We start from the raw sequence: 24,774 nt of genomic DNA on the forward strand, positions 1-24,774 counted from the left end.
TTAAGTGCCGCTTAGAGCGCCCAGCCCAGCGTGATCGAGCCGAATTGGTCCGGCTTGTCCTGCCCGTGAAACTCGCGGGTGCGGTAAAGATGGGTGAAGCTGATGCGCGTGCGCCCGATCACCGTGACGAGGCCGAGCTTGGCATCGGCGACGAAATGCTTCTTGTTGACGCTATGGCTGTCGCGGAACGTATTGCCGTCGAGAAAAATGTCCCGGGCAACGGCGCGCCCTTCAAGACCGGCAAAGACATACCAGTCGAAGGAACTGTCGGCATGGAACCATTCCGAACCGCCAATACCGGGATAGATGCGCGGCGGGCCGAAATCATCCGGCAGCGAAGGCCCGAGCCGCAGCGTGCCGCCAAGCCCGCCATAGGTCTGCACGTTGCCGACCGACAAGACACCGTAAGGAATGAAATCGGTTTCGAAACCCAGCACCTCCGGCGTTGCGAAAATATCGCTCCGCCAGGCCCGCTCCAGCGTCAGATTGACGCCGAGCTCGTTGCGTAGCTGATTGTCCCAACCTTCCGCTTCCTCCGCGCCGATCAGTACATGCCAATTATTCTGCACTTCCTCACCGAGCGCGGCGGGGCCTACGACACCGACATCGAGCTTCCATTGATCCTGAATGGCCAGATTGGAATCGGACTTATAAACCGACTGCAGCGAGAAAGTGAGATGCAGCCAGGCGGCATAGGGCCGGTCATCGGCCACCAGGGCGCGCGTGTCCGTATCGTCCGGTGTAAAAATCACATGACCGAGCGCCGCGCCGGCGCGGTGGTGGCTTGTGTAAAGATTGGAGGAGCGGCCGGGAATGGGAAGTTCGGTCAAAAAACCCATCCAGCCGGGAAATTGCCGGGGCTCCGAAAGCCAGGAAGCTTGCAGACCGTTCGTATAATGCCTGTCCGTATTGGCGAAATTGGCAAAAAGATCGTTCTCGACTTGCAGCGTCACAAAGCCGTTGTCCTGCGGTATTTCATGACCCGCTGGCGGTTGCGCCAGGGCAGGAGAGGCGGCAAGAGCGAAGGCGCATCCCACCGCCCATGTGCGCCAAGCGGTGATTCTTTCTTTCATGGTTTCCCCCGCAAGAAGCAATGCCGGCAGATAAGACGCATGGCTGAACAACGCGAATGTCTTGACCTGGTTCCCTGATTGACGGTCCAATATTGCCTAATTGCGGTGACAATACGGCAAATAAAATGCGCCGCTGCGATCTGCGCCGGAAAAACGCGGCCAGGGACGCGATCTGGGGAGGAAGCGAATGGCAAAGAGCGGCAGTGAAGAAGAAAGCGCGCTGACACCGGAAGAAGCGGCGGCAAGCGGCATGGTGCTCGCGCTTCACGCGCAGCTTGCGCCGGAGCGGATCGCCGTTACAAGCGCGGCGGGCACGCACAGCTTCGGTGAGCTGAATGCGAGAGCCAACCAGCTTGTGCGGGCGCTGAGAGCGCGCGGTGTGGTGCCGGGCGCGGGCGTTGCGCTTTTATGTTCCAACCGGCCCGAATTCGTGGAGGCCATGGCCGCCTGTCAGCGCGGCGGGTATCGCATCACCCCGATCAATTGGCACCTGACGGGAAAAGAAGTGGGCTACATCGTCGATAATTGCGAGGCCGAAGCCTTTCTCGCCGATACCCGCTTTAGCGTGAATGCAATCGAGGCGGCAGCCCTTGCTCCCGGCGCCAAAGTAAAGCTCGCCATTGGCGGCGCAATCGATGGTTTCGAGCCTTATGAAGCAGCGGTGGAGGAGCAAGCAGGCGGCGACCTTTCCGACCCGCAGCTTGGCTCGCAGATGCTTTATACCTCGGGCACGACCGGCCATCCGAAAGGCGTTTACCGGCGCACGCCGCCCGGCCCCTCGCCGCTGCTTGAAAAACTGCGCGAGACGGCGGCGTTCAAGCCGGGCGAGGATGTAGCGCTTGTCACCGGCCCGCTTTATCACGCAGCGCCCCTGGCGCTTAATCTTCTCTTTCCCCTTGCAAGCGGTGTCGGCACCGTTCTCATGGATAAATGGGACGCGGAAGAAACATTGGCGCTTATCGAAAAACACCGCATCACCCACACCCATGTCGTGCCCACCATGATGCACCGCATGGCGGGCCTGCCGCGCGCCGTGCGGGAGAAATACGATCTTTCATCCTTGCGCTGGATGCTGCATGGGGCAGCGCCTTGCCCTGTCCATGTCAAAGAAGAAACGATCACCTGGCTCGGCCCTGTCGTCTTCGAATATTACGCGGCAACGGAAGGGGGCGGCGTTTTCATCGGCCCGGAAGAATGGCTTGATAAGAAAGGAAGCGTCGGGCGCGCGCTGCCGGGCGTCACCGTCTCTATTCAGGATGAAGAAGGCAGGGAACTGCCTGCGGGAGAAACCGGCACCGTCTATTTCAAGGCGCCGGATGTGGGCCGCTTTGAATATTTCAAAGCGCCGGAGAAAACCGAAGGCGCGTACCGCGGCCACTACTTCACCATGGGCGATATGGGCTATATCGATGAGGACGGGTTCATCTTCCTCACCGGGCGCAGCGCCGAGCTTATCATTTCCGGCGGGGTCAATATTTATCCCGCCGAGATCGATCAGGAGCTTTTGCAGCACCCTGCCGTCGCGGATGTCGCGACCATCGGCGTGCCCAACGAGGAATGGGGCGAGGAGGTCAAGGCGGTGGTGCAGGTAAAAGACGGTGTGCACGCGGGCCCTGAGCTGGCGCAAGAGCTTCTGGAATTCGCCGCCAGCCGCCTTCCGGGGTTCAAGCGCCCGCGCAGCATCGACTTCGCCGAGGATCTGCCGCGTCTGCCGACGGGCAAGATCGTCCGCCGCCAGGTGCGCGCGCCTTATTGGCCCGAGGGGGGAAAGTCCATCTAGCGGCCCCGCGCTACAGCCCCAGCACCGCTTTGGCCAGCACCCCGCGCTGAATCTCGTTCGAGCCGCCATAGATTGTCGTGGCCCGCCCGAAGGCGTAATTGGAAAAGACTGTCACGGCGTGATCCGGCCCGACCGGCGCCTGCGAGACAAGGCCGAGCAATTGATCCCGGTGAAAGGGCTGCGCATAAAAAGCGATAAGCTCCACGGCAAGCGTTTGCAGTTTCTGCGCAAGCTCCGAGCCGATGACTTTCAGGATCGATGTTTCCGCGCCGAGCGTCTTTCCTGCGGCGGCTTCCGCCAGCTTGCGCAGGTTCGTGAATTCAAGGCTTGAAAGCTCGATCTCAAGTTCGGCAAGACGGCGGCAAAAACCCTCATCCTCGATCAGTGTCTTGCCGTCGCCGTCCCGTTCCTCGCCCGCCATTTTCTTCAACTGGGCAATGCGGCGTTTGGATTCGGGCACGCCGGCAATCCCCGTGCGCTCGTTCGCCAGCAGGAACTTCGCATAGGTCCAACCCTTGTTTTCCTCGCCGACGAGATTTTCCACCGGCACTTTCACATCCGAGAAGAAAACCTCATTCAGGTGATGCAGCCCGTCGATCGTCACGATGGGGCGCACCTCGATGCCGGGGCTTTTCATATCGATCAGCAAAAAGGAAATACCTTCCTGCTGTTTGACATTTTCATCGGTGCGCACCAGGCAGAAAATCCAGTCCGCTTCATGGGCGTATGACGTCCAGATCTTCTGGCCGTTGACGATGTAATGATCGCCCTCGCGAACGGCTTTCGTTTTCAACGAGGCAAGGTCGGAGCCTGCGCCCGGTTCCGAATAGCCCTGGCACCACCACACATCGCCGGAAAGAATGCCGGGCAGGTGCCGGGCTTTCTGCGCGTCATTGCCGAATGTGTAGATGACGGGGCCGACCATGGTCAGGCCAAATGCCATGAGGCGCGGGGCGTTCGCCCGCGCGCATTCTTCCTGGAAGATATGTTTTTGTGTGACGTCCCAGCCCGTGCCGCCATGTTCTTCCGGCCAGCTAGGCGCCACCCAGCCTTTTTCATAAAGCGCGCGGTGCCATTTTTTCAGAAGCGGTTTTTCGATGCTCACCCCGACGGTGGGCGCATTGGCAATCTCCTCGGGCAGCGCTTCTTCGATAAAACGGCGTACCTCGGCGCGGAACTGCTGCGCGGCCTCGCTTTCCTTCAACTGCATGGGCGTCCCCTCCTTGCTTCTTTTACCCATTATTAACCCAGAAATCTTCCGTCTGCCCAGCGCGGGATGAGGACAAGGGTTTGGAAAGCAAGCTTTCCTAGAGTGGGGCTCTATGCGCGGAACAGGGGATATGTCTTGCAGCGGCCGGCCGGAATTTTGAAGAAAATCAGCAATTTGATACACGTGCCGGCGCGCGCCGCCACGGCGCTGCATTCGTCCGTTTTGGCCGTGTCGGTCAGCCTGACCATGCTGGCCTTGCTGCTTGCAGCGCTTTGGTGGAACCAGCTGCGTAATGAAGAAACTATTCGCCAGCATACGGGCCAGATGCTCACTGCCTCTGGCAACATGAACGCGCGCACCATCGATGCCTGGTTCGAGCGCCAGCGTGGCACGGTGCAAGGCTGGGCCCGGCTTGACGTGGTGGAAGGGCGCATCCGGAAAATGCTCACCGCGCCGCCCGCCGAGCGTGCAAAGCTTGAAAGCGAGCTGCGCGAATTGCTGGACGCGTTTTTGCCGCGCACGGGTTATACGGGCTATGCCTTTCTCGATGCCGAAGGGGGCGTTCTTCTCGCCTCCAACAATGAATGCGGCGCCCGCCTTTCCCGTATTCCCGCCGAAAGCCGGGAGCGCGTACTGACCGGCAAGCCCGTGGTCGGCTTTCCCCAGTCGGGGCTCGTGCGGGTGGAGGGACAAAAATCGGCGCTCTTCTCCGCTGCGCCTATTTTGGGTGAAAGCGGTAAAACTATCGGTCTTCTAGCGCTTGCCATCGACCCGGCAGGTGATTTTACGCGCATGCTCCGCAACAGCCATTTCGGCGATAGCGGGGAGACCTACGCCGTCAATGCGCAAGGGGTCATCGTCAGCGAAAGCCGTTTCGGCGCGCAGATCGGGCTGCGTGCGACGGCCGGCAAGCCGGTCAAGAGCAATGCCGCCGCCCTGCCGCTCAGCGCCCTCGCCGGGCGCATGGTAAGTGAGCGCCGGAACAGCGAAGAATTTACGCCCTATACCGATTACCGGGGGGTGGCAGTGATCGGGGTGGCCCGTTGGCTGGAGGAATCCGGCGTTGGTATTCTGACCGAGGTCGATGCCAAGGAGGCCTATAAGGCGATTGACTACACCCGCTGGCAGGCCGTGCTGCAAAGCGTGGTTCTCATTCAATTATACTGCATCCTGGCTGCGGTGATCTGGGGCGCGCGGCGCTTGATCGCACTGCGCGAGGAAAAGGCGCGTCAGTCCGAAAGCCGGATGAAAGATGCAATCGACGCCATGCCCGCCCCATTGCTGCTCTATGATGATGGGGACTGCCTGCTGGCCTTTAACAAGGCAGCGGAAATAGCGTTCGAACCGATCCCCGATTATCTGCGCTTCGGTAAGCCGCTTCAGGAAATGGTCTGGGAATCCTTTTCCACTGGCCGCCTCAGCGCGGGCGAGGGGCTCGATGCCGCCGCCTCCTATATCAAGGTTCAGGACTTCATCATGGGCCGGCTGGAGCAGGGCGGCGCCGTCGATCTTACCGCCTCGGATGGGCGGAACTTCGAGGTTCAACGGGTTGCAACGCAAGGCGGTACGGCCTTCATCTTCTTCGATGTGACGGACCGGATGCGCGCGCAGGAAGAAATCCGCTCCATCAACACGGCGCTTGAAAAGCGGGTGCAGGAACGCACCTTGAAGCTGGAACGGGCGAATGAAGAACTGCAGGAGGCGAATGAGGAACTGCAGGACGCCCAGGCGCGCCTGGTGCAGCATGAGACTATGGCCTCGCTCGGCAGCATGGTGGCCGGCATCGCCCATGAGATCAACACGCCGCTCGGCGTCTGCGTGACGGCAGCCTCTCACTTCCGCGAAAGCGTGAACAAGCTTTACGGCCTTTTCGATGAAGGCATCATGACGCGCTCGGATTTTGCGAAGTTCCAGGAGCTCTCGCTGCGGACGATGGAAATTCTGGAGCGCAACCTTCACCGCGCTTCCCAGCTCGTGCGCTCCTTCAAATCCGTTTCCGCCGACCAGATCCATGAAGAAATCCGCACCATCGATCTCGGCACTTACGTCGAGGAAGTGGCAACGACCCTCGAGCCCATGATGAAAAAGGGCGGCCACACGCTCAAAGTTTCGATCGAGGAAAGCGCGGAGCTTGAAACCTATCCCGGCGTCATCGCGCAAATCATTTCCAATCTGGTCGCCAATGCCGTTACCCATGGGTTCGATGAGCGCGGCGGCCTTATCCGCATGTCCTTGAAAAATGGCGGGATCAATTCCCTGCGTCTCACGGTGGAAGATTCCGGCAAAGGCATTCCCCCCGACGTCGAAAAACGCATGTTCGAGCCTTTCTTCACCACCAAGCGTAAATCGGGCGGTACGGGGCTCGGCCTCAGCACGGTCTTCAATCTGGTGGTCAAGCAGCTCGGCGGGCGCATCGATTTCCGCCGTTCGGAACTGGGCGGCGCGCGGTTCGATATTTCCGTGCCGCTCGGCGCGCCGGGAGCGGTGGAAATTCACGGGCTTGAAGACAGTGCGTAACCGGGCCGTTCAAGGGGATGCCCTGACGAGCCGGAAGCCGGTATAGCTGTTTCTGAAATTCGGCGGATCGCCCTGCCGGGCGGCAAGGCGCACGGGCCCCGGTATATCCGTCCAGGAACCGCCGCGCCGCGTCCTGAGCCTGCAATCGGCTTCGGCATCCGCAAGGCTTTCCCGCCAGCAATCGCTTGTCCATTCCCAGACATTGCCCTGCATATCGTAAAGCCCGAACCCGTTCGGGCGGAACGCGCCGGCGGGTGAGGTGTAGAGGTATCCATCAGTGCAGCGCTCGGCGACTTTCGCGGTTTTGTTCTTGGCGGTGAGGTCGTTGACATTGGCGTAAAGGCAGGCGCGGGCAGGATCATCCCCCCAGCTATTGAGGCCTTCCGCGCCGCCGCGCGCGGCATATTCCCATTCCGCCTCGCTCGGCAGGCGGTACCGCGCGCCCGTTTTCCGGCCAAGCCAGGCGGCATAAGCCTGCGCATCTTCCGCCGAGACGCAGACGGCGGGGTGGCTGTCCTTTTGCGCAAAACCCGGTGCCCGCCAGCTCGCCGCCGCATCCATGCGCCAGCCTTCTTCCGTCAGCGTCCAGCAGCCGGGCGCGGGGGCATAGCCGCTCTCCCTGACAAAGACGGCATAAGCGCCGCGCGTCACCGGTATTTTAGCAAGCGCGAATGCCTCCACTTGGATCTCGCGCTGCGGGAACTCGCTTGGATCGGCGGCAGGATCGGCCGCCGCCGCGCCCATCTGAAAATACCCGCCGGGAAGTTCGGCAAAAGCGAAGGGTTCCGCCGCAAGTGCAGGCCCGGCGCTGAGGCAACCGCAGAAAAGCGCGCCTAGAAAGCGTGCCCGCCAGAGGGCCGCGTCTCGCAAAAACAGTAACAAAAAATATGACATTATTTGTGTCATTATGCTTGCCTCGCTCCTCCTTCCGGTGTTGAGTCGGAGAAATCATAAAGCCGGAATAAAGGGAGGGGATAACTCCATGAGCTTTGAGGGATACCGTATCATTGGCGGGCTGGGCTCGCCTTATTCCATGAAAATGCGCGCCATTTTCCGCTACCGGCGCATTCCTCACGTCTGGATCCAGCAAACTCCCGAAACGCGGGAAGAGACCGCAGGCATCCGCCCGCCCGTCATTCCCATCATCCAATATCCGGACGGCACGTATCACAATGATTCAACGCCCATGATCTACGATCTGGAAGCGCGCCATGCGGGCCGCTCCGTCGTGCCGGAGGAGGAAGGCCAGGCCTTTCTCGCCCATCTGCTGGAAGACATGGCCGATGAATGGGCGACGAAAATGATGTTCCATTACCGCTGGTTCCGCGAGCGTGACCAGCGCCAGATGAGCGAATGGCTGGCTTACGATTCGCTGATGGGTAAGGGGCTCGACGGCATACGCGAATTCGCGGCCCTTTTCCGCGACCGCCAGGTGGGCCGCATGGCGCTTGTCGGCTGCACCGATGCGAACCGGCCTTTGATCGAGGCGACCTGCACGGAAATTTTCTCTTTGCTGGATGCTCATGTCACTGAGGAAGCGTTTCTTTTCGGCGGGCGGCCCTCGCTTGCCGATTTCAGCTTCATGGGCCAGTTCTCTCAGCTCGCCGTCGATCCAACCCCGTGCGAGAAGATGCGGGCCGAGGCGCCTTATCTCTTCCGCTGGCTGATGCAGATGGACGATTTGAGCGGTTTTGAAGGCGGGCCCTGGCGCGCGCCGGAAAAACGCCTCTCTCATGCGGTGCTCGAATTGCTGCGCATGGCAGGCAGCGTTTATTTCCCCTTCTTGGAAGCCAATGCCAAGGCGGCGGAAGCGGGCGAGGAAACCTTCCGCTTCGAGGCGCTGGGCATGAGCTACGAGCAGGGCACCTTCCGCTATCAGGTCAAATGCCTGAGCGAACTGCGCCGGCGCTATGCGGGCCTCAGCGAAGGCACCCGCGAGGTGCTCAAACCAGTGCTGGAGGAAACGGGCTGCCTTGCCCCGCTCACCCGCGCCTGAACCGCCGTTCAGCCCAAAGAGACGCGCCATGAACACACGGCTGTGAGTATTTGAGCCTTGCCGGGGCCTTCCCCGCGGGCTTAACTCCCGCCATCGCTATTCAAAAAACGAAAAGGGGAGGGTTCAGATGAACCGTGTTCTTGCGCATCTGGGAACGAAATATCCGATCATTCAGGCACCCATGGGCTGGATCGCCCGCTCGCAGCTTGCCTCCGCCGTTTGCGAGGCGGGCGCGCTCGGGGTGATCGAAACCTCGTCCGGCGAGACCGAGGCCTGCAAGGCCGAGATCGAGAAGATGAAGGAGCTGACGGACAAGCCCTTCGGCGTCAATCTGCCGATCCTTTTTCTCAAAGACCGCGCGATGCTGGATTATGTCTGCAATTCCGGCATCAAATTCGTCACGACCTCGGCCGGCAGCCCGGCAAAGTTCGTCGGTCCGCTGAAGGAGGCCGGCATCACCGTCTATCACGCGGTGCCGACGGTCGAGGCGGCAGTGAAATGCGCCGAGGCCGGTGTCGACGGGCTCGTTGTGGAAGGGGCCGAAGGCGGCGGCTTCAAGAACCCGGAAGAAGTCTCGACGCTTGTCCTTTTGCAGGCGGTGCGCCGCGCCGTCGATCTGCCGCTTGTCGCAGCGGGGGGTATTTGCGACGGCAAAGGCATGGCAGCGGCCTTCGCGCTTGGTGCAGAAGCGGTACAAATGGGCACGCGGTTCGTCAGCGCGGCGGAAAGCCCGGTGCATGAGAACTACAAGAATGCCATCGTCGATGCGGCAACGACCGGCACGTATGTCCTGAACAAAAAAGCAAGCCCCTGCATCCGCGCATTGAAGACTGAAAACACCGCCAAGATCTACGAAGAAGGGCTGATGCCGCCCGATACGTTCGCGCGCATTCTCGATCTTTATTTCGGCGGGGATATGGAGGCGAGCGTCGGCCTTGCCGGGCAGACATCCGGCCTCATCGACAGCGTGAAGCCCGCCCGCCAGATCATCGAGGAAACGGTGTCGGAGTTTTTCGAAATCACCGGCCGTCTCGGTCAGTGCGCTTCGGCGAAAGCCTTCGGCTAGGCCGTATCGCTCCGCAGACCGTCAAGCACCGCACGCACTGCCTGGTGCTTGACGGTCTGCGCATCGCCCCAGGGATATTCGGGAATGGTGATGAGGTTGAGCGCCACACCCTGGAGCATGCAGAACAGCACATTGTGAACGTCTTCGGCAGGCCGCGCAGGCAGGCGGCCTGCTTTCTGATCTTCCTCGATCAGCGTGCGCAAAATGTCGAAGCCGCGCAGCGCCTGTGACGTTTCCACGAAATAGCGGTCGCCCTCGCCCTGCAATTTATCCTCAATCAGAAAGATCGCGCGGTAATCATCCGCATGGGCAAGCCAGAAATCGACAAAGCCGAGCGAGACCGCCTCGAGCTTTTCTTCCGGTGCTGCGCCGCCCGCGCAAGCGGCCAGATGCGCGCCCAGCGCCTGGAAAGTTTCTTCCCAGATGTGGCGCAGGAGCGCCCGCTTGCTGGCAAAGAGCGTGTAAAGCGCGGCGGGCGAGCAGCCGGCCAGCTCGGCGATCTTGCGCATGGAAACGCCGCCATAGCCTTCACGGGCAAAAAGCCCGCGTGCCGCCTCGATCACCCGCTGCCGGTCGGCGGCCAGCGCGTCGCTCGGGCGCTTCGGGCGCCCCCTCCCTGGCTTCATTTGGCCCGATTTTGCCTCAGTTGCCGCCACGTCAGATTTTCCTTGATTTAAATAAACGCGTTCATAAAAATACCGGTAACGAGACCCGAACGCAAAGAAAAAGGATGCCGGCATGAGCGTGGAAAGCGGCGCGAAAGTGGATGTCATTATCGTGGGTGCCGGCCTTGCCGGGCTGAAAGCGGCAAGGGAGCTGCAGGCTGCCGGCAAGTCCTTCGTTATTTTGGAAGCGCGCGACCGGGTGGGCGGGCGTTCCAAGCCTGGTGAGATTGCCGGCCAGCCGATCGACCTTGGCGGCCAATGGGTCGGCCCTCAGCAAAAGCTGCTTTTGAAAGAAGCCGCCGAGCTCGGCGTCGAGACTTATCCGCAATATGTCAAAGGCAAGAGCCTTGTCGGCATGGACGGCAAGGTGGAGGCTTATGCAGGCTCCGTTCCCAAACTGCCGCTCTTTGCGCTGCTCGAACTTGCGCGCATCGAAAAGCGCTGGGGCAGGGAGGCGGCTGCCCTGCCGCCCGGTGCGCCCTGGGAAGCGCCGCGGGCCCATGAATGGGACAGCCAGACGCTCGAAACCTGGATCCGCAAAAACATCCGCACCCATGGTGCTCAGGAATTCGCCCGCATCGTGGCGCGGGCCGTCTTCTGCGCCGAGCCCAATCAGCTCTCCTATCTCTTCTTCCTTGAATATCTGCGCCAGGGCCATGGGCTGGAAGTGCTGATCGGCACGGAAGGCGGCGCCCAGGAAGCTAAGTTCCGCGGCGGCGCCTGGCAGGTGCCGAAGCGCATGGCCGACCGGCTTGAGGACCGCATCGTTTACGAAGCGCCCGTGCGCGCCATCGAGCAGGATGAAAGCGGCATTAAGGCCCATACGGATAAAGGCAGCTTTGAAGGGGCCTTCCTCATTATGGCCGCTCCGCCGGTTCTGGCCGGGCGCATTCAGTACAACGCCCCGCTGCCCGCCAAGCGCGACGCGCTTCTTCAGCGCATGCCCATGGGCTCGGTCATCAAGATTCATGTCGCCTATGAAAAGCCCTTTTGGCGCGCGCGCGGCCTTAGCGGGTCGGTTGCCAGCAACGACCGTATGTTCAATGTCGTCTTCGACCAGAGCCCGGAGGATGAAAGCCTTGGCATTCTTGTCGGCTTCATGGACGGGGATCATGCGGTGGAAATGAGCCAGCGGGGCGACAATGCCCGCCGCGAGCAGGCGATTACGGACCTCGTGCATTATTTCGGCAAGGAGGCGGGCGATCCCATTGCCTATATCGACCAGGACTGGACGGCGGAAGAATGGAGTCGGGGCTGCTATGTCGCCCACATGGCGCCGGGCGTCATGACGGTCTTCGGCGATATCATCCGCGAGCCTGCCGGGCGCATCCATTGGGCGGGCACGGAAACGGCAACCGAATGGGCGGGTTATCTCGATGGCGCTCTGCAATCGGGCATCCGGGCGGCGGGCGAGGTGAAGGCAAGGCTGGGTTAACCGTCGCCCCGTCGCCCCGTCACCAAGTGTTGCCGACCGGCATTCACGGCAAAAACTTGCCCCTCGGGCCCCTCATTTGCAGAACGGCAATTGACACAGGCTGCGCGGGGTCTTAAACGTCCCCCCGAACGCAATCGCACGTGCCCCTTGCCGCTATCGGTTACGTAACGACGTACGCGTCTCACTCAGCAATTTCTGGTTCCGCACAGGCGGGCTGGGTTCCGAGGGAGAATGCATATGCTTTATTTGAACGGTAGGGGCTAACGCCCCCGATTACGCCGCTAAAGCCCCTACACCTTCATGGAAAAGGGCGCACGTGACGCGGAGCGCACGCGAACGGCAAGCAAATCACCTTAATCGTGAATTTACGGCGGTCCCGACCGTGGTCCTTTGGCCCGGCGGCCCCGCGTCATCTACTGGTTGTGGAGAAGCCCATGTCTTTGAACAATGGCCTCTTCCAATTGGGGATCGACTTGCAGCGTGGCTCAAGCAACACCCAAGCGGAAGTAATCGAATTCAAACCCTCTGTCGCCGAAGCCCCGCTTCAGGATGAAGAGCGCAAGGATTTTTTCATCGAGCGCGACGGCGAACGCTTCGCCGGCACGCATCTGATCATCGAGCTGGTGGGGGCGAAGTTCCTCGACAGTCTCGAAAAGATCGAAGCGGCGATGCGCGAATGCGTGGAGCGGGCAGGGGCGACGCTGCTGCATATCCACCTGCATCATTTCACGCCGAATGGCGGCGTCTCCGGCGTGGCAGTGCTGGCCGAAAGTCACATCTCCATCCACACCTGGCCGGAAGCGGACTATGCCGCGCTGGACGTTTTCATGTGCGGCGATGCACGTCCGCATGAATGTGTCGAGGTGCTGCGCACGCATTTTGCCCCCTCCGATGTGGTGGTGGATGAACTGCGGCGCGGTAAGGGTCTGGTCTGAGCCGGAGGGCGGTTCATGAGCGATGAACGCTGGGTAACAGAAAATCTCCATGATGGGGTGCGCACGGGCTTTCGCGCCGACAAGGTGCTTTTCGAAGAAGGCACCGGCCACCAGCATCTGGTGATTTTCGAGAACGCGAAGTTCGGCCGGATGATGTCGCTCGACGGCATCACCCAAGTCACCGAGCGGGACGAGTTCGTCTATCATGAAATGATGAGCCATGTGCCGATCCTGGCTCATGGCGCGGCGCGCAAAGTGCTGATCATCGGCGGCGGCGACGGCGGCGTGCTGCGCGAGGTTCTGCGGCACAAGGGCGTCGAGAAAGTGACGATGGTCGAAATCGACCGTTCCGTGGTCGATATGTGCGTGGAGCACCTTCCGATGATTTCGGCGGGCGCGTTCGATGATCCGCGCACCAATCTCGTCATTGCGGACGGAGCGGCTTTCGCGGCAAATCCCGATGACCGCTATGACGTCATGATCGTGGATTCGACCGATCCGGTCGGCCCCGGCGCGGTGCTTTTCAGCCCTGAGTTTTACGCCAATGCCAAGAACTGCCTGAGCGAAGGCGGCGTCATCGTCACGCAGAACGGCGTTCCCTTCGTGCAGGGCGATGAGCTGCAAGGCACGATGGGCGAGTTTAAAAAGCTCTTCCGCTCCTATGGCTGCTACCTCGCCACCATCCCGACCTACGTTCTGGGCTCCATGGCGCTTGGTTGGGGGAGCGATAATTCCGAGCTATTGAACGTGCCGCTTGAGGTGCTGGAAGAACGGTTTGCCGCGCTTGAGGGTGAGACGAAATATTACGCGCCGGATGTGCATAAGGCGGCCTTTGCCTTGCCGCCTTATGTGAAGAAATTCGTCGTTTGATATTTGCTCAAGCCGGCAGGGAAAGTTCCTTGGCGGCGACGATGATCCCGTCCCGGTCCGCGTAAAGATAATCGCCGGGCGAAATCGTCACGCCCGCAAATGTTACCGGCACATCGAAATCCCCAAGCCCGCGCTTGACGCTTTTCTTCGGGTGGGCGCCCAAGGCTTTAACGCCGACGGCTTCCGCCTCAAGCTCGCCCCGGTCGCGCACGCAGCCATTGACCACCACACCCGCCCAGCCGTTCTTTGCGGCAAGCTGGGCAAGATTGCCGCCGAAAAGGGCGCAGCGTTTGGAGCCGCCCCCGTCGACCACGAGCACCCGGCCCGCGCCTTCGCTTTCCACGGCCTCGCGCACTTTCGTATTGTCCTCGAAGGTGGCGAGCGTCACCACCGGCCCGTGAAAGACGCCCTTGCCGCCGAAATCGGAAAAGACCGGATCCAGATGGCGCAGCCCTGCGTCCGGGGCGTCGGCATAAGCGTCGGAGAGATCCGTGGTTGCAAAGTCGGTCATTCGCGGGCCTCGTTTCTATGTGTATCGCTCTAAAATATTTCCCGATAAATAGCAGCCACGCTCCCTTTTGTCCTGCCAAAGACGGGGGGAGAAACTAAGAAGCGGCGGATGACGCGGCGTCCGCGCGGCGGGCCGCATCGCCTTAACGCCGTTCTAGGGTGACATGTCGCGCCCTCTCCATCTTGGCCGTGAAACGCGTTAAACTGGGCTCAGGGAATTGGAACCGTTTGGGGAGAGACGGCGCCAGGCTGCCGCCGAAAACCCCAAGCAGAGGAGGACTTGGAATGGCTATGACCGAAGCCCGTGAAAAGCAGCGCTCCGTCGCCATTATCGGCGCGGGCATGTCCGGCATTTGTACGGCGATCAAGCTGAAGGAAGCCGGGATTACCGATTTCACGATCTATGAAAAAGCATCAGAGATCGGCGGCACCTGGCGCGAGAACACCTATCCCGGCTGTTCCTGCGACGTGCCGCTGCATATGTATCAATTCTCTTTCGACATGCGGCCCGACTGGGAGCGCAAATTCGTCTTCTCCGCCGACATCAAGGCTTACCTTGAAAGCGTCGTCGACAAATACGGGCTGCGGAACCATATCCGGTTCAACTCCGAGATCGAGTCCTGCCGCTTCGATGAACGCTCCGGGCGCTGGCATATCGGCTGCGCCGACGGCAGCGCCCATGAAGCCGATGTCGTTGCGGCGGGCACCGGCCAATTGCACCGCCCGCGCTGGCCGGGCATCAAGGGCGAGGAAAGTTTTGAAGGCGCGCATTGGCACTCGGCCGAGTGGAACCACGAGTATGATTTGAAAGGCAAACGCGTCGCCGTCATTGGCAATGGCGCCAGCGCCATTCAATTCGTGCCGGAAGTGGCGAAAGAGGCGGGCGAGGTCACGATCTTCCAGCGTTCGGCAAGCTGGGTGTTGCCCCGCCCGCAGCGCGAATTCTATGGTTGGGAGCGCGCGCTCTATAAAACCTTCCCCTGGCTCATCAATGTGCAGCGCTGGAAGATTTACTGGTTCGGCGAGCTGCTCTTCCGTGCCTTCCACACGTCCGGCGACAAGATCAAGGACATGGCCATCGAGGAGATGGAACTTTACGTCTCCGACCCGGAAAAGAAGGCCAAGCTGACGCCGGATTATGAGCCGGGCTGCAAGCGCGTGCTCTTTGCCAATGACTGGTGGCCGGCCATGGGCAAGGATCACCTCCATGTCATCACCGAAGGGATCGAGGAAATCTGCCCCACAGGCGTTAAAACGAAAGACGGCACGCTGCACGAAGTCGATGCGATCATTTACGGCACCGGTTTCGACACGACGAATTTCCTAGGCCCCATGGACGTGACGGGCCTTGCCGGGCGCGAGCTGAAGAAAGAATGGAAAGACGGTGCGGAAGCCCATTACGGGATGACGGTGACGGGTTTTCCGAATTTCTTCCTGCTTTACGGGCCGAACACCAATCTCGGCCACAACTCGATTATCTTCATGATCGAATGCCAGGCAAATTACATCCGCCAATGTGTGGAGAAGCTGCGCGATGACGACCTTCTTTATATGGATGTGAAGCCGGAAGCTCAGGCGCGCTGGAACGAGAAGGTGCAAAGCGACAATGCCAATTCCGTTTTCGCGAGCGGCTGCACGAGCTGGTATAAGACGGATGCGGGCAAAGTGACCAATAACTGGGCGAATTACACGTTCAAATATTGGTGGTGGACCCGCCGGCCTGATTTTGCCGACTTCACGCTGCGCGGACGGCCGGGCAAAGAGGAAGGCGGGCGCGAACCCGCGGGCCGCACCGTCGCCGCCCAATAGGTTTGGCCGGATAGGCAAAAGAAAGCGGCCCCGCAGGAGGGGCCGCTTTTTGTTGCGTGTTTGTTAGAGGCAGGGCGCCACACCGTTTTGCAGCACCGTGCCATCTACGAAGCTGAACGTGCCGCTGAAACCGCCGCTGGATACATCGCAAATGTCGGCGGCGATCGCTGCCCCATCGTTTACATTGCCGGTGCTGCCGGTGAAGACGTTACCCGGCCCTTCAAAGTCGAAGAGATCGTCGCCCACGGTGCCGGAAATCGTCGTGCCGGAAATGCTGAGCGCGTTATTCGCGCCGATATCGAAGGTATCGTCCCCGATATCGCGCATGCGGGTGTCCGCCATTGTGAAGCTGTTGCCGTCATCCATGTAGATGCCGTCGGTTGGCGTCGTGCTGAAGTCTGCCCTTGAGAGCGCAACGCTGTTGCCGTTCTCCATATAGACAAACCCGAACCCTGCTTCTCTCACGGTAAGGCCGGTGAAACCGACCTGGTTGTCATCGACGAGCGCGATGGCAGGCCCGCCCGTGCGGGTAAGGGTGACGTTCCTGCCGCTGATGGTGTTGTTGTCAAAGGCATCGATGCCCGGCCCGAAGAACGTATCGTCGATGAACACATTCTCCAGCACGAGGTTGTTGCCCGTGTCGATCTCGATGCCCGACAAAGTCACGCCGGTCATCGATGTGTTGCGGACCGTGATCTTGTTGTCATTGACCGCCAAAATGCCGATGAAGTCGTTCCGCAGGACCGAGAGCCCGTCGATGCTCACCTCATTGCCATCCGTCATGGCAACGCCCGGCCCGCCAAGGTCGAGCGCGGCAATATCGGTCAGGTGCAGATTGCGCTGGTCGCTGTCGATCACGATACCCGCGCCGGCCGCGCCCATGTCGCCGTCGAGCGTCATGCCCGAGACATGAAGATTGCTGCCCCCGTCAAGCGTGAGCACATCGCCGCAAAAACAGCCGCTCGTCATCAAAGTGGGGCGCGTGCCGGGCAGGGTGAAGGTGGTTATGGCGCCGCTTTGTGCCCCGCGTACCATCAGCGCCGTACCGCCGCCGGCCAGCGTCTGATTGCTGGCGGTCACGGTATTCGTGCCCACCAGCGCGCCTGCGCCCCCATCGACAATGAGCAGCGTGTTCGCGCCGGCACTGGCTGAGGCCGTGGTCAAGTCGCCGCTGCCATCGACCGTGGCCACGTTGTTGAGGGCGACGCCGCTGCGCGCGTCGAGCACCGCTTCGCGTTTCGTGCCAGCGGTTACGATATCGGTGTCCCGTTCGATGGCTTCCATCATCCGCCGTTCTTGCGGATTGAGCGCGGGAGCTTGCGATGAACCGAAAAGCGGAATGCGCAGGCGCACCCCGGCCTCGATCTGGCCGTCCCGGTAATCGTCATGTTGGATTTCGGTCTCGAAGGTAAGGCGCATGCCCGGCACCTCTTCGACGAAATCCATCAGCCGCCATTCGGCGCGCAGGCGCGGCCCGGCAAGCGCGCGGTCGATCTTGTCATCGTCGAAATAGAACCCGCCGGCATAAAGGCGCAGCTCATGGTGCTCCGTGTCATCGAGAAACGTCTCGATCGGTACGCGCCAGCCCGCTTCCCCGTCGAACCCGGCAAGCGCGACTTCCTGCCCGCCGGTGATGAAAATCTGTGAGCCGCTGAGTTCCACGCGGGCAAGCCCGTTCGCGGTTTTGTCATCGGAGAGCGGGACATAGCCGTTGAGGCGGAAATCGTAATCGGCGGACAGCGCTTCGATACCGAAACTTGCCTGCGAAAACTGATTGCCGAATTCGCTGCGGCGGATGTCGTATCCGGCCCAGGCGCCGAGGTTCCAGCCTCCTTCCGTCATTTGCCGGTAACCGAGCGCAAAATTGCCTTCCTTGACGCTTTCGGTGAAAAGCTTGCCTTTGATGTCGGCAAAAACGAGGCGCGTGCCGTCCTGATAAAGCGGGGCAAAGCCGCTGACCTCGCCGCGGTCGCGTTCGGAAGAAAGGAAGCCCGCGGCTTCGAGCCAGGGGGACCATTTGTTCGGAGACGGAGCATCGCTCGCCATGGCGGATGCCGCAGGCAGCATGAACCCTGCGCATAGCAAGATTGCGTGTCTCGCAGATATGGTGCGGTAAACGCCTCCGGTCGCGCTCATGGCTCAAGCCCCCCAGCCTGTCTGTCAGCTTGGGCAAGATAGCGGCAGGGCGCGCATGTTTCACCAAAAAAGGCACCCTTTTTCATCCTACGGATTTCTGCGCGTGCGGCGAACAAGAGGATTCCCGGCGCGTTTACCAAAAGAATGCCGGAGTTCCGGCGCTTTTGGGGCGTGGGGGCGGATATGCGGGGAGGCTTCCCGCTTAGAACACGTCCTGGAGGATGGAATGAAAGCTCTTTTGAACTGGCGCATGGGCGCCGCCATTTTTGCTCTGACGCTCTTGGCGGGCTGCGGCAGCACCCAAACGACAACGGCCACGACGGGTGAGCAGCTGACCGATCTCAATCAGGCGCTCGAAAGCGGCGCCATCACCTGGGAAGAATATAGCGAGCAGAAGGAAGCGATCCTCGACAGGAACGACTGACCGCGTATGCGCCCGCGCAAAGAAAAACCCCGGCGGTTGCCCGCCGGGGTTTTCCGTTTCTGCGAGAAACGGGCTGCTTATTCGGCAGCGCCTTTCTTGAACTGGGCGGCTTCCGTCGAGTCGCCGAGGGCGGTCGTGGAAGATTCGCCGCCGCCTGCCGCGATGGAGACGAGGTCGAAGTAACCCGTGCCAACTTCGCGCTGGTGGCGGGTTGCCGTGTAGCCGGCATCTTCAGCGGCGAACTCGGCCTGCTGCAGTTCGGAGTATGCGCCCATGCCGCGGTCCCGGTAACCGGAAGCGAGCTGGAACATGCCGTAGTTGAGCTGGTGGAAACCGGCCAGCGTCACGAACTGGTACTTGTAGCCCATGGCTGCGATTTCGCGCTGGAACTTCTCGATCGTGTCTTTGTCGAGGTTCGCTTCCCAGTTGAAGGACGGCGAGCAGTTATAGGCCAGCATCTGGTCCGGGTATTCCTTCTTCACCGCTTCGGCGAAGCGCTTGGCATCGTCGAGGTTCGGCTTGGAAGTTTCCCACCACAGAAGGTCGGCGTAAGGCGCGAAGGCCAGGCCGCGCTTGATGCAGTGGTCGACACCCGTGCCCGGCTTCAGACGGTAGAAACCTTCAACCGTACGGCCGGCGTCGAAATCGATGAACTCGTGGTCGCGCTCGTCGATGTCGGAGGTGATGAGGTTGGCCGATTCAGCGTCCGTACGGGCCATGATCAGCGTGGGCGTGCCCATCACGTCGGCACCGAGGCGGGCGGCGTTCAGGTTGCGCTCATGGGCGCGGGTCGGGATCAGCACTTTACCGCCGAGGTGGCCGCACTTCTTCTCGGAAGCCAGCTGGTCTTCGTAGTGCACGCCAGCTGCGCCTGCTTCGATGTAAGCTTTCATGATTTCGAAGCAGTTGAGCGGGCCGCCGAAACCGGCTTCGGCGTCGGCAACGATCGGCAGGAACCAGTCGCGCTTGGCGCCGCCTTCGGAATGCTCGATCTCGTCAGCGCGCTTCAGCGTGCGGTTGATCTTCTTGGCCAGTTCCGGGCCGGAGTTGGCCGGGTAAAGCGACTGGTCCGGGTAGGTGGTGCCGGCGGTGTTCGCATCGGCAGCAACCTGCCAGCCCGACAGGTAGATGGCCTTCAGGCCGGCGCGGGCCATCTGCATGGCCTGGTTGCCGGAAAGCGCGCCGAGGGAGTGCACGTAATCTTCGGTGTGCAGCAGGTCCCAGAGCTTGTTCGCGCCGCGGTTGGCCAGCGTGTATTCGATCGGGAAAGAACCGCGAAGTTTTTCAACGTCTTCCACGGAATAGTTGCGCTTCACATTGTCGAAACGGCCTTTCGGGGCGCTCGGAATGATGTCGTAAAAAGTCTTGCTCATCGTTTTACGTCCTTGGGTCAGCAGGGGAGGCCTCACTCACGAGGGCCGCTTATTTCTCGTTTTCAACGAGAAGCTTGTATGCCGGAAGCGTGAGGAATTCCTCGCACTCTTCGGCTGTTGCCATATCGTCGAAGATTTTGATGGCTTCGTCGAAACGGCCGGATGTCCAACGCTCGTCGCCGAGCGTTTCGCGGAGCTGTTTCATTTCGTCGTCCAGCACTTCCCGGAAAAGCTCCGGGGTTACCTTGCGTCCGTCCGAAAGATCGGCTCCGTGATAGAGCCACTGCCAGATCTGCGTACGGCTGATCTCGGCCGTGGCTGCATCTTCCATGAGATTGTAGAGCGGAACGGCGCCGCGCCCGGAAAGCCAGGCTTCGATATATTGCACGCCGACGCGGCAGCATTCGCGCATGCCGCTTTCCGTACGCTCGCCCTTATGCGGCTCCAGCATTTCTTTCTGGCCGACATGCACGTCCTGGCGCTGACGGGCGAGCTGGTTTTTCTCCGGCAGCTTGCCGAAAACTTCCGCGGCCACGGCAACGAGGTCCGGGTGCGCCACCCAGGTGCCGTCATGGCCGTTATTGGCTTCGCGTTCCTTGTCGGCGAGCACTTTGGCGAAAGCGGCTTTGTTGGCCTCTTCATCGCCCTTCACCGGGATCTGGGCCGCCATGCCGCCCATCGCAAAAGCGCCGCGCTTGTGGCAGGTCTTGATGAGAAGCAGCGAATAGGCGTTGAGGAACGCATCGCCCATCACCACCTGCGAGCGGTCGGGCAGAATGTAGTTCGGGTTTTTGCCGAGGCGCTTGATGTAGGAGAAGATGTAATCCCAGCGCCCGCAATTCAGGCCCACAATGTGGTCGCGCATCTCATAAAGGATTTCGTCCATCTCGAAGGCCGCCGGCAGCGTCTCGATCAGGATCGTGCAGCGCGCGGTGCCGACCGGAATGCCGAGCGCCTTTTCCGCATGGGTGAAGATGTCGTTCCACAGGCGCGCTTCAAGATGGCTTTCCATCTTCGGCAGATAGAAGTAGGGCCCCGAGCCCGTCTTCTTCAGGTTGGCGTGATTGTGGAAGAGATACATGCCGAAATCGAACATGCCGCCGGACATCGGCCGGCCGTCGACTTCCACATGGGCTTCATCCAGATGCCAGCCGCGCGGGCGCACGATCAAGGTGGCGCGCTCGCCGAGCGGCTTGACGTCATAAGTCTTGCCGTTGGCCGGGTCCGTGAAGCCGATCGTGCCGGCCCACAGGTCCATGAGGTTGAGCTGGCCGCCGATCATGTTTTCCCAGGTCGGGGCCGCCGCGTCCTCGAAGTCGGTCATGTAGGAGTTGGCGCCGGAGTTCAGCGCATTGATGACCATCTTGCGGTTATCGACCGGGCCGGTGATTTCCACACGGCGGTCGAGCAGGTCTTCGGGGATCGGCGAGACTTTCCAGTCGCCTTCGCGGATCTCTTTCGTCTCGGGCAGGAAGTCGGGCAACTCACCGGCATCGAACTTCTTCTGGCGCTCGGCGCGCTTGGCCAGAAGCTCAAGCCGGCGCTCGCCGAATTTGCGTTCGAGGTCCGCGACGAATTCAATCGCTTCGGGGGTCAGAACGCGTTCGTATTCCGGTTTGATCTCGCCGAGAATACGCACGCCTTCCACGCTGGCGCTTTTTGCTGCCTGGCTCATGGCTTCTTGCCTCCGCTTTCTGGGTGCTGTTGCGGGCGTCATACAGCCCTGACAGGTAAATGTCCAACGATTCCCGAAAACTTCTAAGTCATTGAAATCATTCAAGTAAAAATCTTGACAAGATTCCGGTGAGATTCTGGTATAGATGTAAATCTTGTAAAGAAATCTGTGCTGGAACAGGACGCGACCGATGGCGGCAGACAGGAAAGTATTCGCAGGTCCGCGCGTGCGCCGCATGCGCCGGGACCGCAACCTGACCCAAGCGAAAATGGCTGAAGCGCTTGGCATTTCAGCCAGTTATCTCAATCTCATTGAGCGTAACCAACGCCCGATCTCGGCGCAAATCCTCCTCAAGCTCGCCGATGTCTTCGACATGGACGTGAAAACGCTGGCGGGCGACGAAGAGGCGCGGGCATTAACCACGCTCAAGGAAATTTTCTCCGACGCCGTCTTCAAGGATGCGGGAATCGGCAATCAGGATCTGCAGGATGTGGCCTCGGCCAGCCCCGGCATTGTCGATGCCATCGCCCATCTTTACCGCGCCTATGAAGAAGCGGTGACGGCAAGCTCGTTTCTCGCCGAGCGTCTGGCCGATAGGGACATGGTGGAGCCCGGCGAAACGCAGGGCCTGCCGCTCGAAGAAGTGCGCGACTTCATCAATTCGCGCGGCAATCACTTTCCCCAGCTCGATGACGCCGCCGAGGCGCTTTACGTCAAAGCCGAACTTGCGAAAGACGAGCCTTACGTCTCGCTGCGCAATTATCTGCGCGATGAACACGGGGTGACGACGCGCGTCGTGCCGCATGATGTGATGTCCGGCGATCTCAGGCGCTATGACCGGCACCGCCAGACGCTCTTTCTTTCCGAATTGCTCGACCAGCCGGGGCGCTGTTTTCAGCTTGCCTATCAGGTGGGCTATTTCGAGCTTTCCCGCACGATGGAAGACATCGTTACCTCGTCCGGTTTTGCCAGCGAGGAGCCGAAACGGCTCTTGCGCATTGCGCTCGCCAATTATTTCGCCGCTGCGCTTCTCATGCCCTATGCGGCGTTTTTCCGCACGGCGGAGGAAACGCGCTACGACATCCGCCTGCTCGGCCGCCGCTTCGGCACCAGCTTCGAGCAGGTTTGCCACCGGCTGACGACCTTGCAGCGGGCAGGGGCCCGGGGCATCCCGTTCTTTCTCATCCGTGTCGATAATGCGGGCAATGTCTCCAAGCGCTTTTCGGCGGCCGGCTTTCACTTTGCCCGCTTCGGCGGCACCTGTCCGCGCTGGAACGTCCATGATGCCTTCCGCGTGCCGGGCCAGATCTATAGCCAAGTCGTGCAGATGGAGGACGGTATCCGTTATTTCTCCATTGCCCGCACGGTCAGCCGGGCGGGGTCGGGCATGGGCGTGCCAGGGGACCAATATGTGGTGGGCCTTGGCTGTGAAATCTCTCATGCCAAAAAATTGATTTATTCTGCGGGCTATGATCTGGAAGATGAGCGCGGTGCGACGCCCATCGGCGTCAATTGCCGCCTTTGCGAGCGGATGGATTGCTCGCAGCGTGCCTTCCCCCCGCTCAAGAAGCGGCTTGAGGTGGACGAGCATGTGCGCGGAATTTCGCCTTTCGGTCACGCGGTAGACAAGGTATGAGGGGCGGGCTCACTTAATATCGGCTCGCAACAGGAGTAACGCGTGGACGCGCAGGCGCCGGGCACAATCTGGAAAGCCATAGGCATCGCGGCGGCGCTGCATGTGATCGGCTATGCGCTGTTCCTCTGGTCGCCCTATGGCGAGGTGCCGGAACCGGCGGGCTCGGCGGGTATCCAGCTTTCTTTGGCCGATCTGAGCGCGCCGCCTGCCCCTGAAACCGCGCTGCCGCCCGAGCCCGATGTGGAGCCCGTGCCGGAAATCGCGGAGCCCGAGCCGGAAGAGCCGGTGGAAGAGGAGGTGGTGGAGGACGTGCCGCCGCCCACGCCTGACATTCCGCTGCGCAAGGCCGAAAGCCGCCCGCCCAAACCTGAGGCGCAGCCGAAACCGGCAGCCCCCGCCCAAAAAGCCGGGGGGCCGCAAGGCCAGGCCGCCCAGCAAAGCGCGCCGTCCCCCTTTCTCGGCAATGCCGATGCCCAGGCAAGCTATGTCGCCCGCCTGCAGGCCTGGCTTGCCCGTCACAAGCGCTATCCGCGCACCGCCCGCCGGCGCGGGGTGGAAGGGGATGCGGTGCTGCGTTTCGTCGTGGACCGGGCAGGTTCGGTGCGCAGTTTCGGCCTCGATAAGGGCACGGGCTCGGGCCTTCTTGACCGGGAAGTGCGCGAAATGCTGGAACGAGCGAGCCCCCTGCCGCCGGTTCCCGCCGATTTCGGCGCGGAAACGGTCGAAGTGGTCATCACCGTCCGCTTCAATCTCGACTGACGAAAACTCCACCCCGTGCCGGAACGGCACAGATTTCGACACATTTTGTGCCGCAATTTGTCCTACCCGAAACAGCTTGTTAGCGAATTGCCGATAGGCTTTGCCCGACCGAAGATGATCAACGTCTTAGGCAACGTCTTGGGGAAGCTGAGAGGGCGTCGTGGCTGGCAGTAAGCGCTTTCGTATTGAGCAGAATATGGCGGGGCAGCCCATGCCCGAACCCGTTCCGGTAAAACCGGCAGATGACGGCGAGACCCGGCACCGGGAATTGCTCGATGCGATCGGCAGGCTGGAAGCCCGCCTTTCCGAACCCGGCCTGAACGCCTTCACGCAGGCCGCCCCAGTTTCCAGCGACATTCTCGATCAGTATAAATCCGAGCTGAAAGAAGCCGCGAAACTGAAAAGTCAGGTCGAACGGCTGCAGGATGCGGTGCGCGATACGCAGGCCGAAATCAAGGCCATGCAATATGAGCAGCCGGATGTGCAGCGCCTTTCCCATGCCAGCGACGAGCTGGAAGAAGTGATCTCGCATAACGAGCTTGCCGCCGACACCATTCTCTCTGCCGCCGAGGCGATCGATGAAAGCGCGACGCGCCTTGCCGATCAGCTAAAAGGCAGCGATGCCGCCGCCGTCTATGATATTCGCGAGCAGTCCATCGCCATTCTTCAGGCTTGTAACTTCCACGACATCACGAGCCAGCGCATCACCAAGGTGCTGCGCTCCATCAAGAACCTGGAAGAGCGGCTGGAAAGCATTCACGGCATCTGGGGCGACGGCGCCTTTGACGACATTGCCGTGCCGGTCGAGGAAAAAGACGAATATCAGGCGCTGCTGCACGGGCCGGCTCTGCCGACCGAAGAGCATTGCAGTCAGGAAGATATCGACGCGCTTTTCGACTGACCTT

General features: G+C 60.9%; 20 protein-coding genes. 12 read left to right on the forward strand and 8 right to left on the reverse strand.

From position 1 onward, the window contains the following. Nucleotides 1-11: 11 nt before the first annotated feature. Nucleotides 12-1,073: a lipid A deacylase LpxR family protein gene (locus tag ACOQOT_RS03230; protein ID WP_420560941.1), complete on the reverse strand. Its 1,062-nt coding sequence runs from the start codon at nt 1,071-1,073 to the stop codon at nt 12-14. 187 nt (nt 1,074-1,260) lie between these two features. Here ACOQOT_RS03230 and ACOQOT_RS03235 point away from each other — a divergent pair, with 187 nt between their 5' ends. Continuing rightward, the gene (locus ACOQOT_RS03235; protein WP_420560942.1) at nt 1,261-2,853 is read left to right on the forward strand and encodes an AMP-binding protein; all 1,593 of its coding nucleotides are present in this window, start codon (nt 1,261-1,263) and stop codon (nt 2,851-2,853) included. 10 nt (nt 2,854-2,863) lie between these two features. Here ACOQOT_RS03235 and ACOQOT_RS03240 read toward each other — a convergent pair whose 3' ends face one another. Continuing rightward, complete coding sequence (locus ACOQOT_RS03240) at nt 2,864-4,063, reverse strand: acyl-CoA dehydrogenase family protein (RefSeq protein ID WP_420560943.1); 1,200 nt, start codon at nt 4,061-4,063, stop codon at nt 2,864-2,866. A gap of 183 nt (nt 4,064-4,246) precedes the next feature. On the opposite strand from ACOQOT_RS03240, the gene ACOQOT_RS03245 reads away from it, so the two are divergent. Then, a complete protein-coding gene (locus ACOQOT_RS03245; protein ID WP_420561900.1) occupies nt 4,247-6,580 on the forward strand; it encodes a sensor histidine kinase in 2,334 nt (777 codons plus the stop codon). A 9-nt stretch (nt 6,581-6,589) separates the two neighbouring features. On the opposite strand, the gene ACOQOT_RS03250 is transcribed toward ACOQOT_RS03245, so the two are convergent. Beyond that, nucleotides 6,590-7,324, reverse strand: a complete 735-nt coding sequence (locus ACOQOT_RS03250; protein WP_420560944.1) for a formylglycine-generating enzyme family protein — start codon at nt 7,322-7,324, stop codon at nt 6,590-6,592. A 238-nt stretch (nt 7,325-7,562) separates the two neighbouring features. Here ACOQOT_RS03250 and ACOQOT_RS03255 point away from each other — a divergent pair, with 238 nt between their 5' ends. Both ACOQOT_RS03255 and ACOQOT_RS03260 read left to right on the forward strand, forming a co-directional pair. Further along, nucleotides 7,563-8,576, forward strand: coding sequence for a glutathione S-transferase N-terminal domain-containing protein (locus tag ACOQOT_RS03255; RefSeq protein ID WP_420560945.1), 1,014 nt, complete (start codon nt 7,563-7,565; stop codon nt 8,574-8,576). A gap of 127 nt (nt 8,577-8,703) precedes the next feature. Then, nucleotides 8,704-9,642, forward strand: coding sequence for an NAD(P)H-dependent flavin oxidoreductase (locus ACOQOT_RS03260; protein ID WP_420560946.1), 939 nt, complete (start codon nt 8,704-8,706; stop codon nt 9,640-9,642). Here ACOQOT_RS03260 and ACOQOT_RS03265 read toward each other — a convergent pair. After that, on the reverse strand, nt 9,639-10,268 hold the full coding sequence (locus ACOQOT_RS03265) for a TetR/AcrR family transcriptional regulator (RefSeq protein ID WP_420560947.1): 630 nt from the start codon (nt 10,266-10,268) through the stop codon (nt 9,639-9,641). The two genes, ACOQOT_RS03260 and ACOQOT_RS03265, sit on opposite strands and share 4 nt — an antisense overlap. 112 nt (nt 10,269-10,380) lie before the next feature. On the opposite strand from ACOQOT_RS03265, the gene ACOQOT_RS03270 reads away from it, so the two are divergent. The 3 genes from ACOQOT_RS03270 to speE all read left to right on the forward strand — a co-directional run bounded on the left by ACOQOT_RS03270 (nt 10,381) and on the right by speE (nt 13,547). Next, on the forward strand, nt 10,381-11,742 hold the full coding sequence (locus tag ACOQOT_RS03270) for a flavin monoamine oxidase family protein (RefSeq protein ID WP_420560948.1): 1,362 nt from the start codon (nt 10,381-10,383) through the stop codon (nt 11,740-11,742). A gap of 434 nt (nt 11,743-12,176) precedes the next feature. Beyond that, entirely contained in the window at nt 12,177-12,677 is a 501-nt protein-coding gene (gene speD / locus ACOQOT_RS03275; protein ID WP_420560949.1) for an adenosylmethionine decarboxylase, read from the forward strand. 15 nt (nt 12,678-12,692) lie between these two features. Further along, nucleotides 12,693-13,547 carry a polyamine aminopropyltransferase gene (speE, locus tag ACOQOT_RS03280; RefSeq protein WP_420560950.1) on the forward strand — a complete coding sequence of 285 codons (855 nt, stop codon included), beginning with the start codon at nt 12,693-12,695 and terminating at the stop codon, nt 13,545-13,547. A gap of 7 nt (nt 13,548-13,554) precedes the next feature. On the opposite strand, the gene rraA is transcribed toward speE, so the two are convergent. Continuing rightward, nucleotides 13,555-14,058 carry a ribonuclease E activity regulator RraA gene (rraA, locus tag ACOQOT_RS03285; RefSeq protein ID WP_420560951.1) on the reverse strand — a complete coding sequence of 168 codons (504 nt, stop codon included), beginning with the start codon at nt 14,056-14,058 and terminating at the stop codon, nt 13,555-13,557. 284 nt (nt 14,059-14,342) lie between these two features. Between rraA and ACOQOT_RS03290 the strand changes: the two genes are divergently transcribed. Further along, entirely contained in the window at nt 14,343-15,866 is a 1,524-nt protein-coding gene (locus ACOQOT_RS03290; RefSeq protein ID WP_420560952.1) for a flavin-containing monooxygenase, read from the forward strand. A 63-nt stretch (nt 15,867-15,929) separates the two neighbouring features. Here ACOQOT_RS03290 and ACOQOT_RS03295 read toward each other — a convergent pair whose 3' ends face one another. After that, complete coding sequence (locus ACOQOT_RS03295) at nt 15,930-17,933, reverse strand: right-handed parallel beta-helix repeat-containing protein (protein ID WP_420560953.1); 2,004 nt, start codon at nt 17,931-17,933, stop codon at nt 15,930-15,932. Nucleotides 17,934-18,228: 295 nt separating this feature from the next. On the opposite strand from ACOQOT_RS03295, the gene ACOQOT_RS03300 reads away from it, so the two are divergent. Further along, entirely contained in the window at nt 18,229-18,426 is a 198-nt protein-coding gene (locus tag ACOQOT_RS03300; protein WP_420560954.1) for a hypothetical protein, read from the forward strand. Between the two features lie 77 nt (nt 18,427-18,503). Here ACOQOT_RS03300 and aceA read toward each other — a convergent pair whose 3' ends face one another. Both aceA and aceB read right to left on the reverse strand, forming a co-directional pair. After that, nucleotides 18,504-19,799 carry an isocitrate lyase gene (gene aceA, locus ACOQOT_RS03305; protein WP_420560955.1) on the reverse strand — a complete coding sequence of 432 codons (1,296 nt, stop codon included), beginning with the start codon at nt 19,797-19,799 and terminating at the stop codon, nt 18,504-18,506. A 49-nt stretch (nt 19,800-19,848) separates the two neighbouring features. Then, nucleotides 19,849-21,474, reverse strand: coding sequence for a malate synthase A (gene aceB / locus ACOQOT_RS03310; RefSeq protein WP_420560956.1), 1,626 nt, complete (start codon nt 21,472-21,474; stop codon nt 19,849-19,851). A 190-nt stretch (nt 21,475-21,664) separates the two neighbouring features. Here aceB and ACOQOT_RS03315 point away from each other — a divergent pair, with 190 nt between their 5' ends. The 3 genes from ACOQOT_RS03315 to ACOQOT_RS03325 all read left to right on the forward strand — a co-directional run bounded on the left by ACOQOT_RS03315 (nt 21,665) and on the right by ACOQOT_RS03325 (nt 24,770). Next, the gene (locus tag ACOQOT_RS03315; protein WP_420560957.1) at nt 21,665-23,110 is read left to right on the forward strand and encodes a helix-turn-helix domain-containing protein; all 1,446 of its coding nucleotides are present in this window, start codon (nt 21,665-21,667) and stop codon (nt 23,108-23,110) included. Between the two features lie 42 nt (nt 23,111-23,152). Next, nucleotides 23,153-23,869, forward strand: a complete 717-nt coding sequence (locus tag ACOQOT_RS03320) for an energy transducer TonB family protein (protein WP_420560958.1) — start codon at nt 23,153-23,155, stop codon at nt 23,867-23,869. A 211-nt stretch (nt 23,870-24,080) separates the two neighbouring features. Beyond that, on the forward strand, nt 24,081-24,770 hold the full coding sequence (locus ACOQOT_RS03325; RefSeq protein WP_420560959.1) for a protein phosphatase CheZ: 690 nt from the start codon (nt 24,081-24,083) through the stop codon (nt 24,768-24,770). The last annotated feature ends 4 nt before the right edge of the window (nt 24,771-24,774 follow it).

The sequence above is a fragment of the Tepidicaulis sp. genome (assembly GCF_965222285.1).
Lineage (GTDB): Bacteria > Pseudomonadota > Alphaproteobacteria > Parvibaculales > Parvibaculaceae > Tepidicaulis.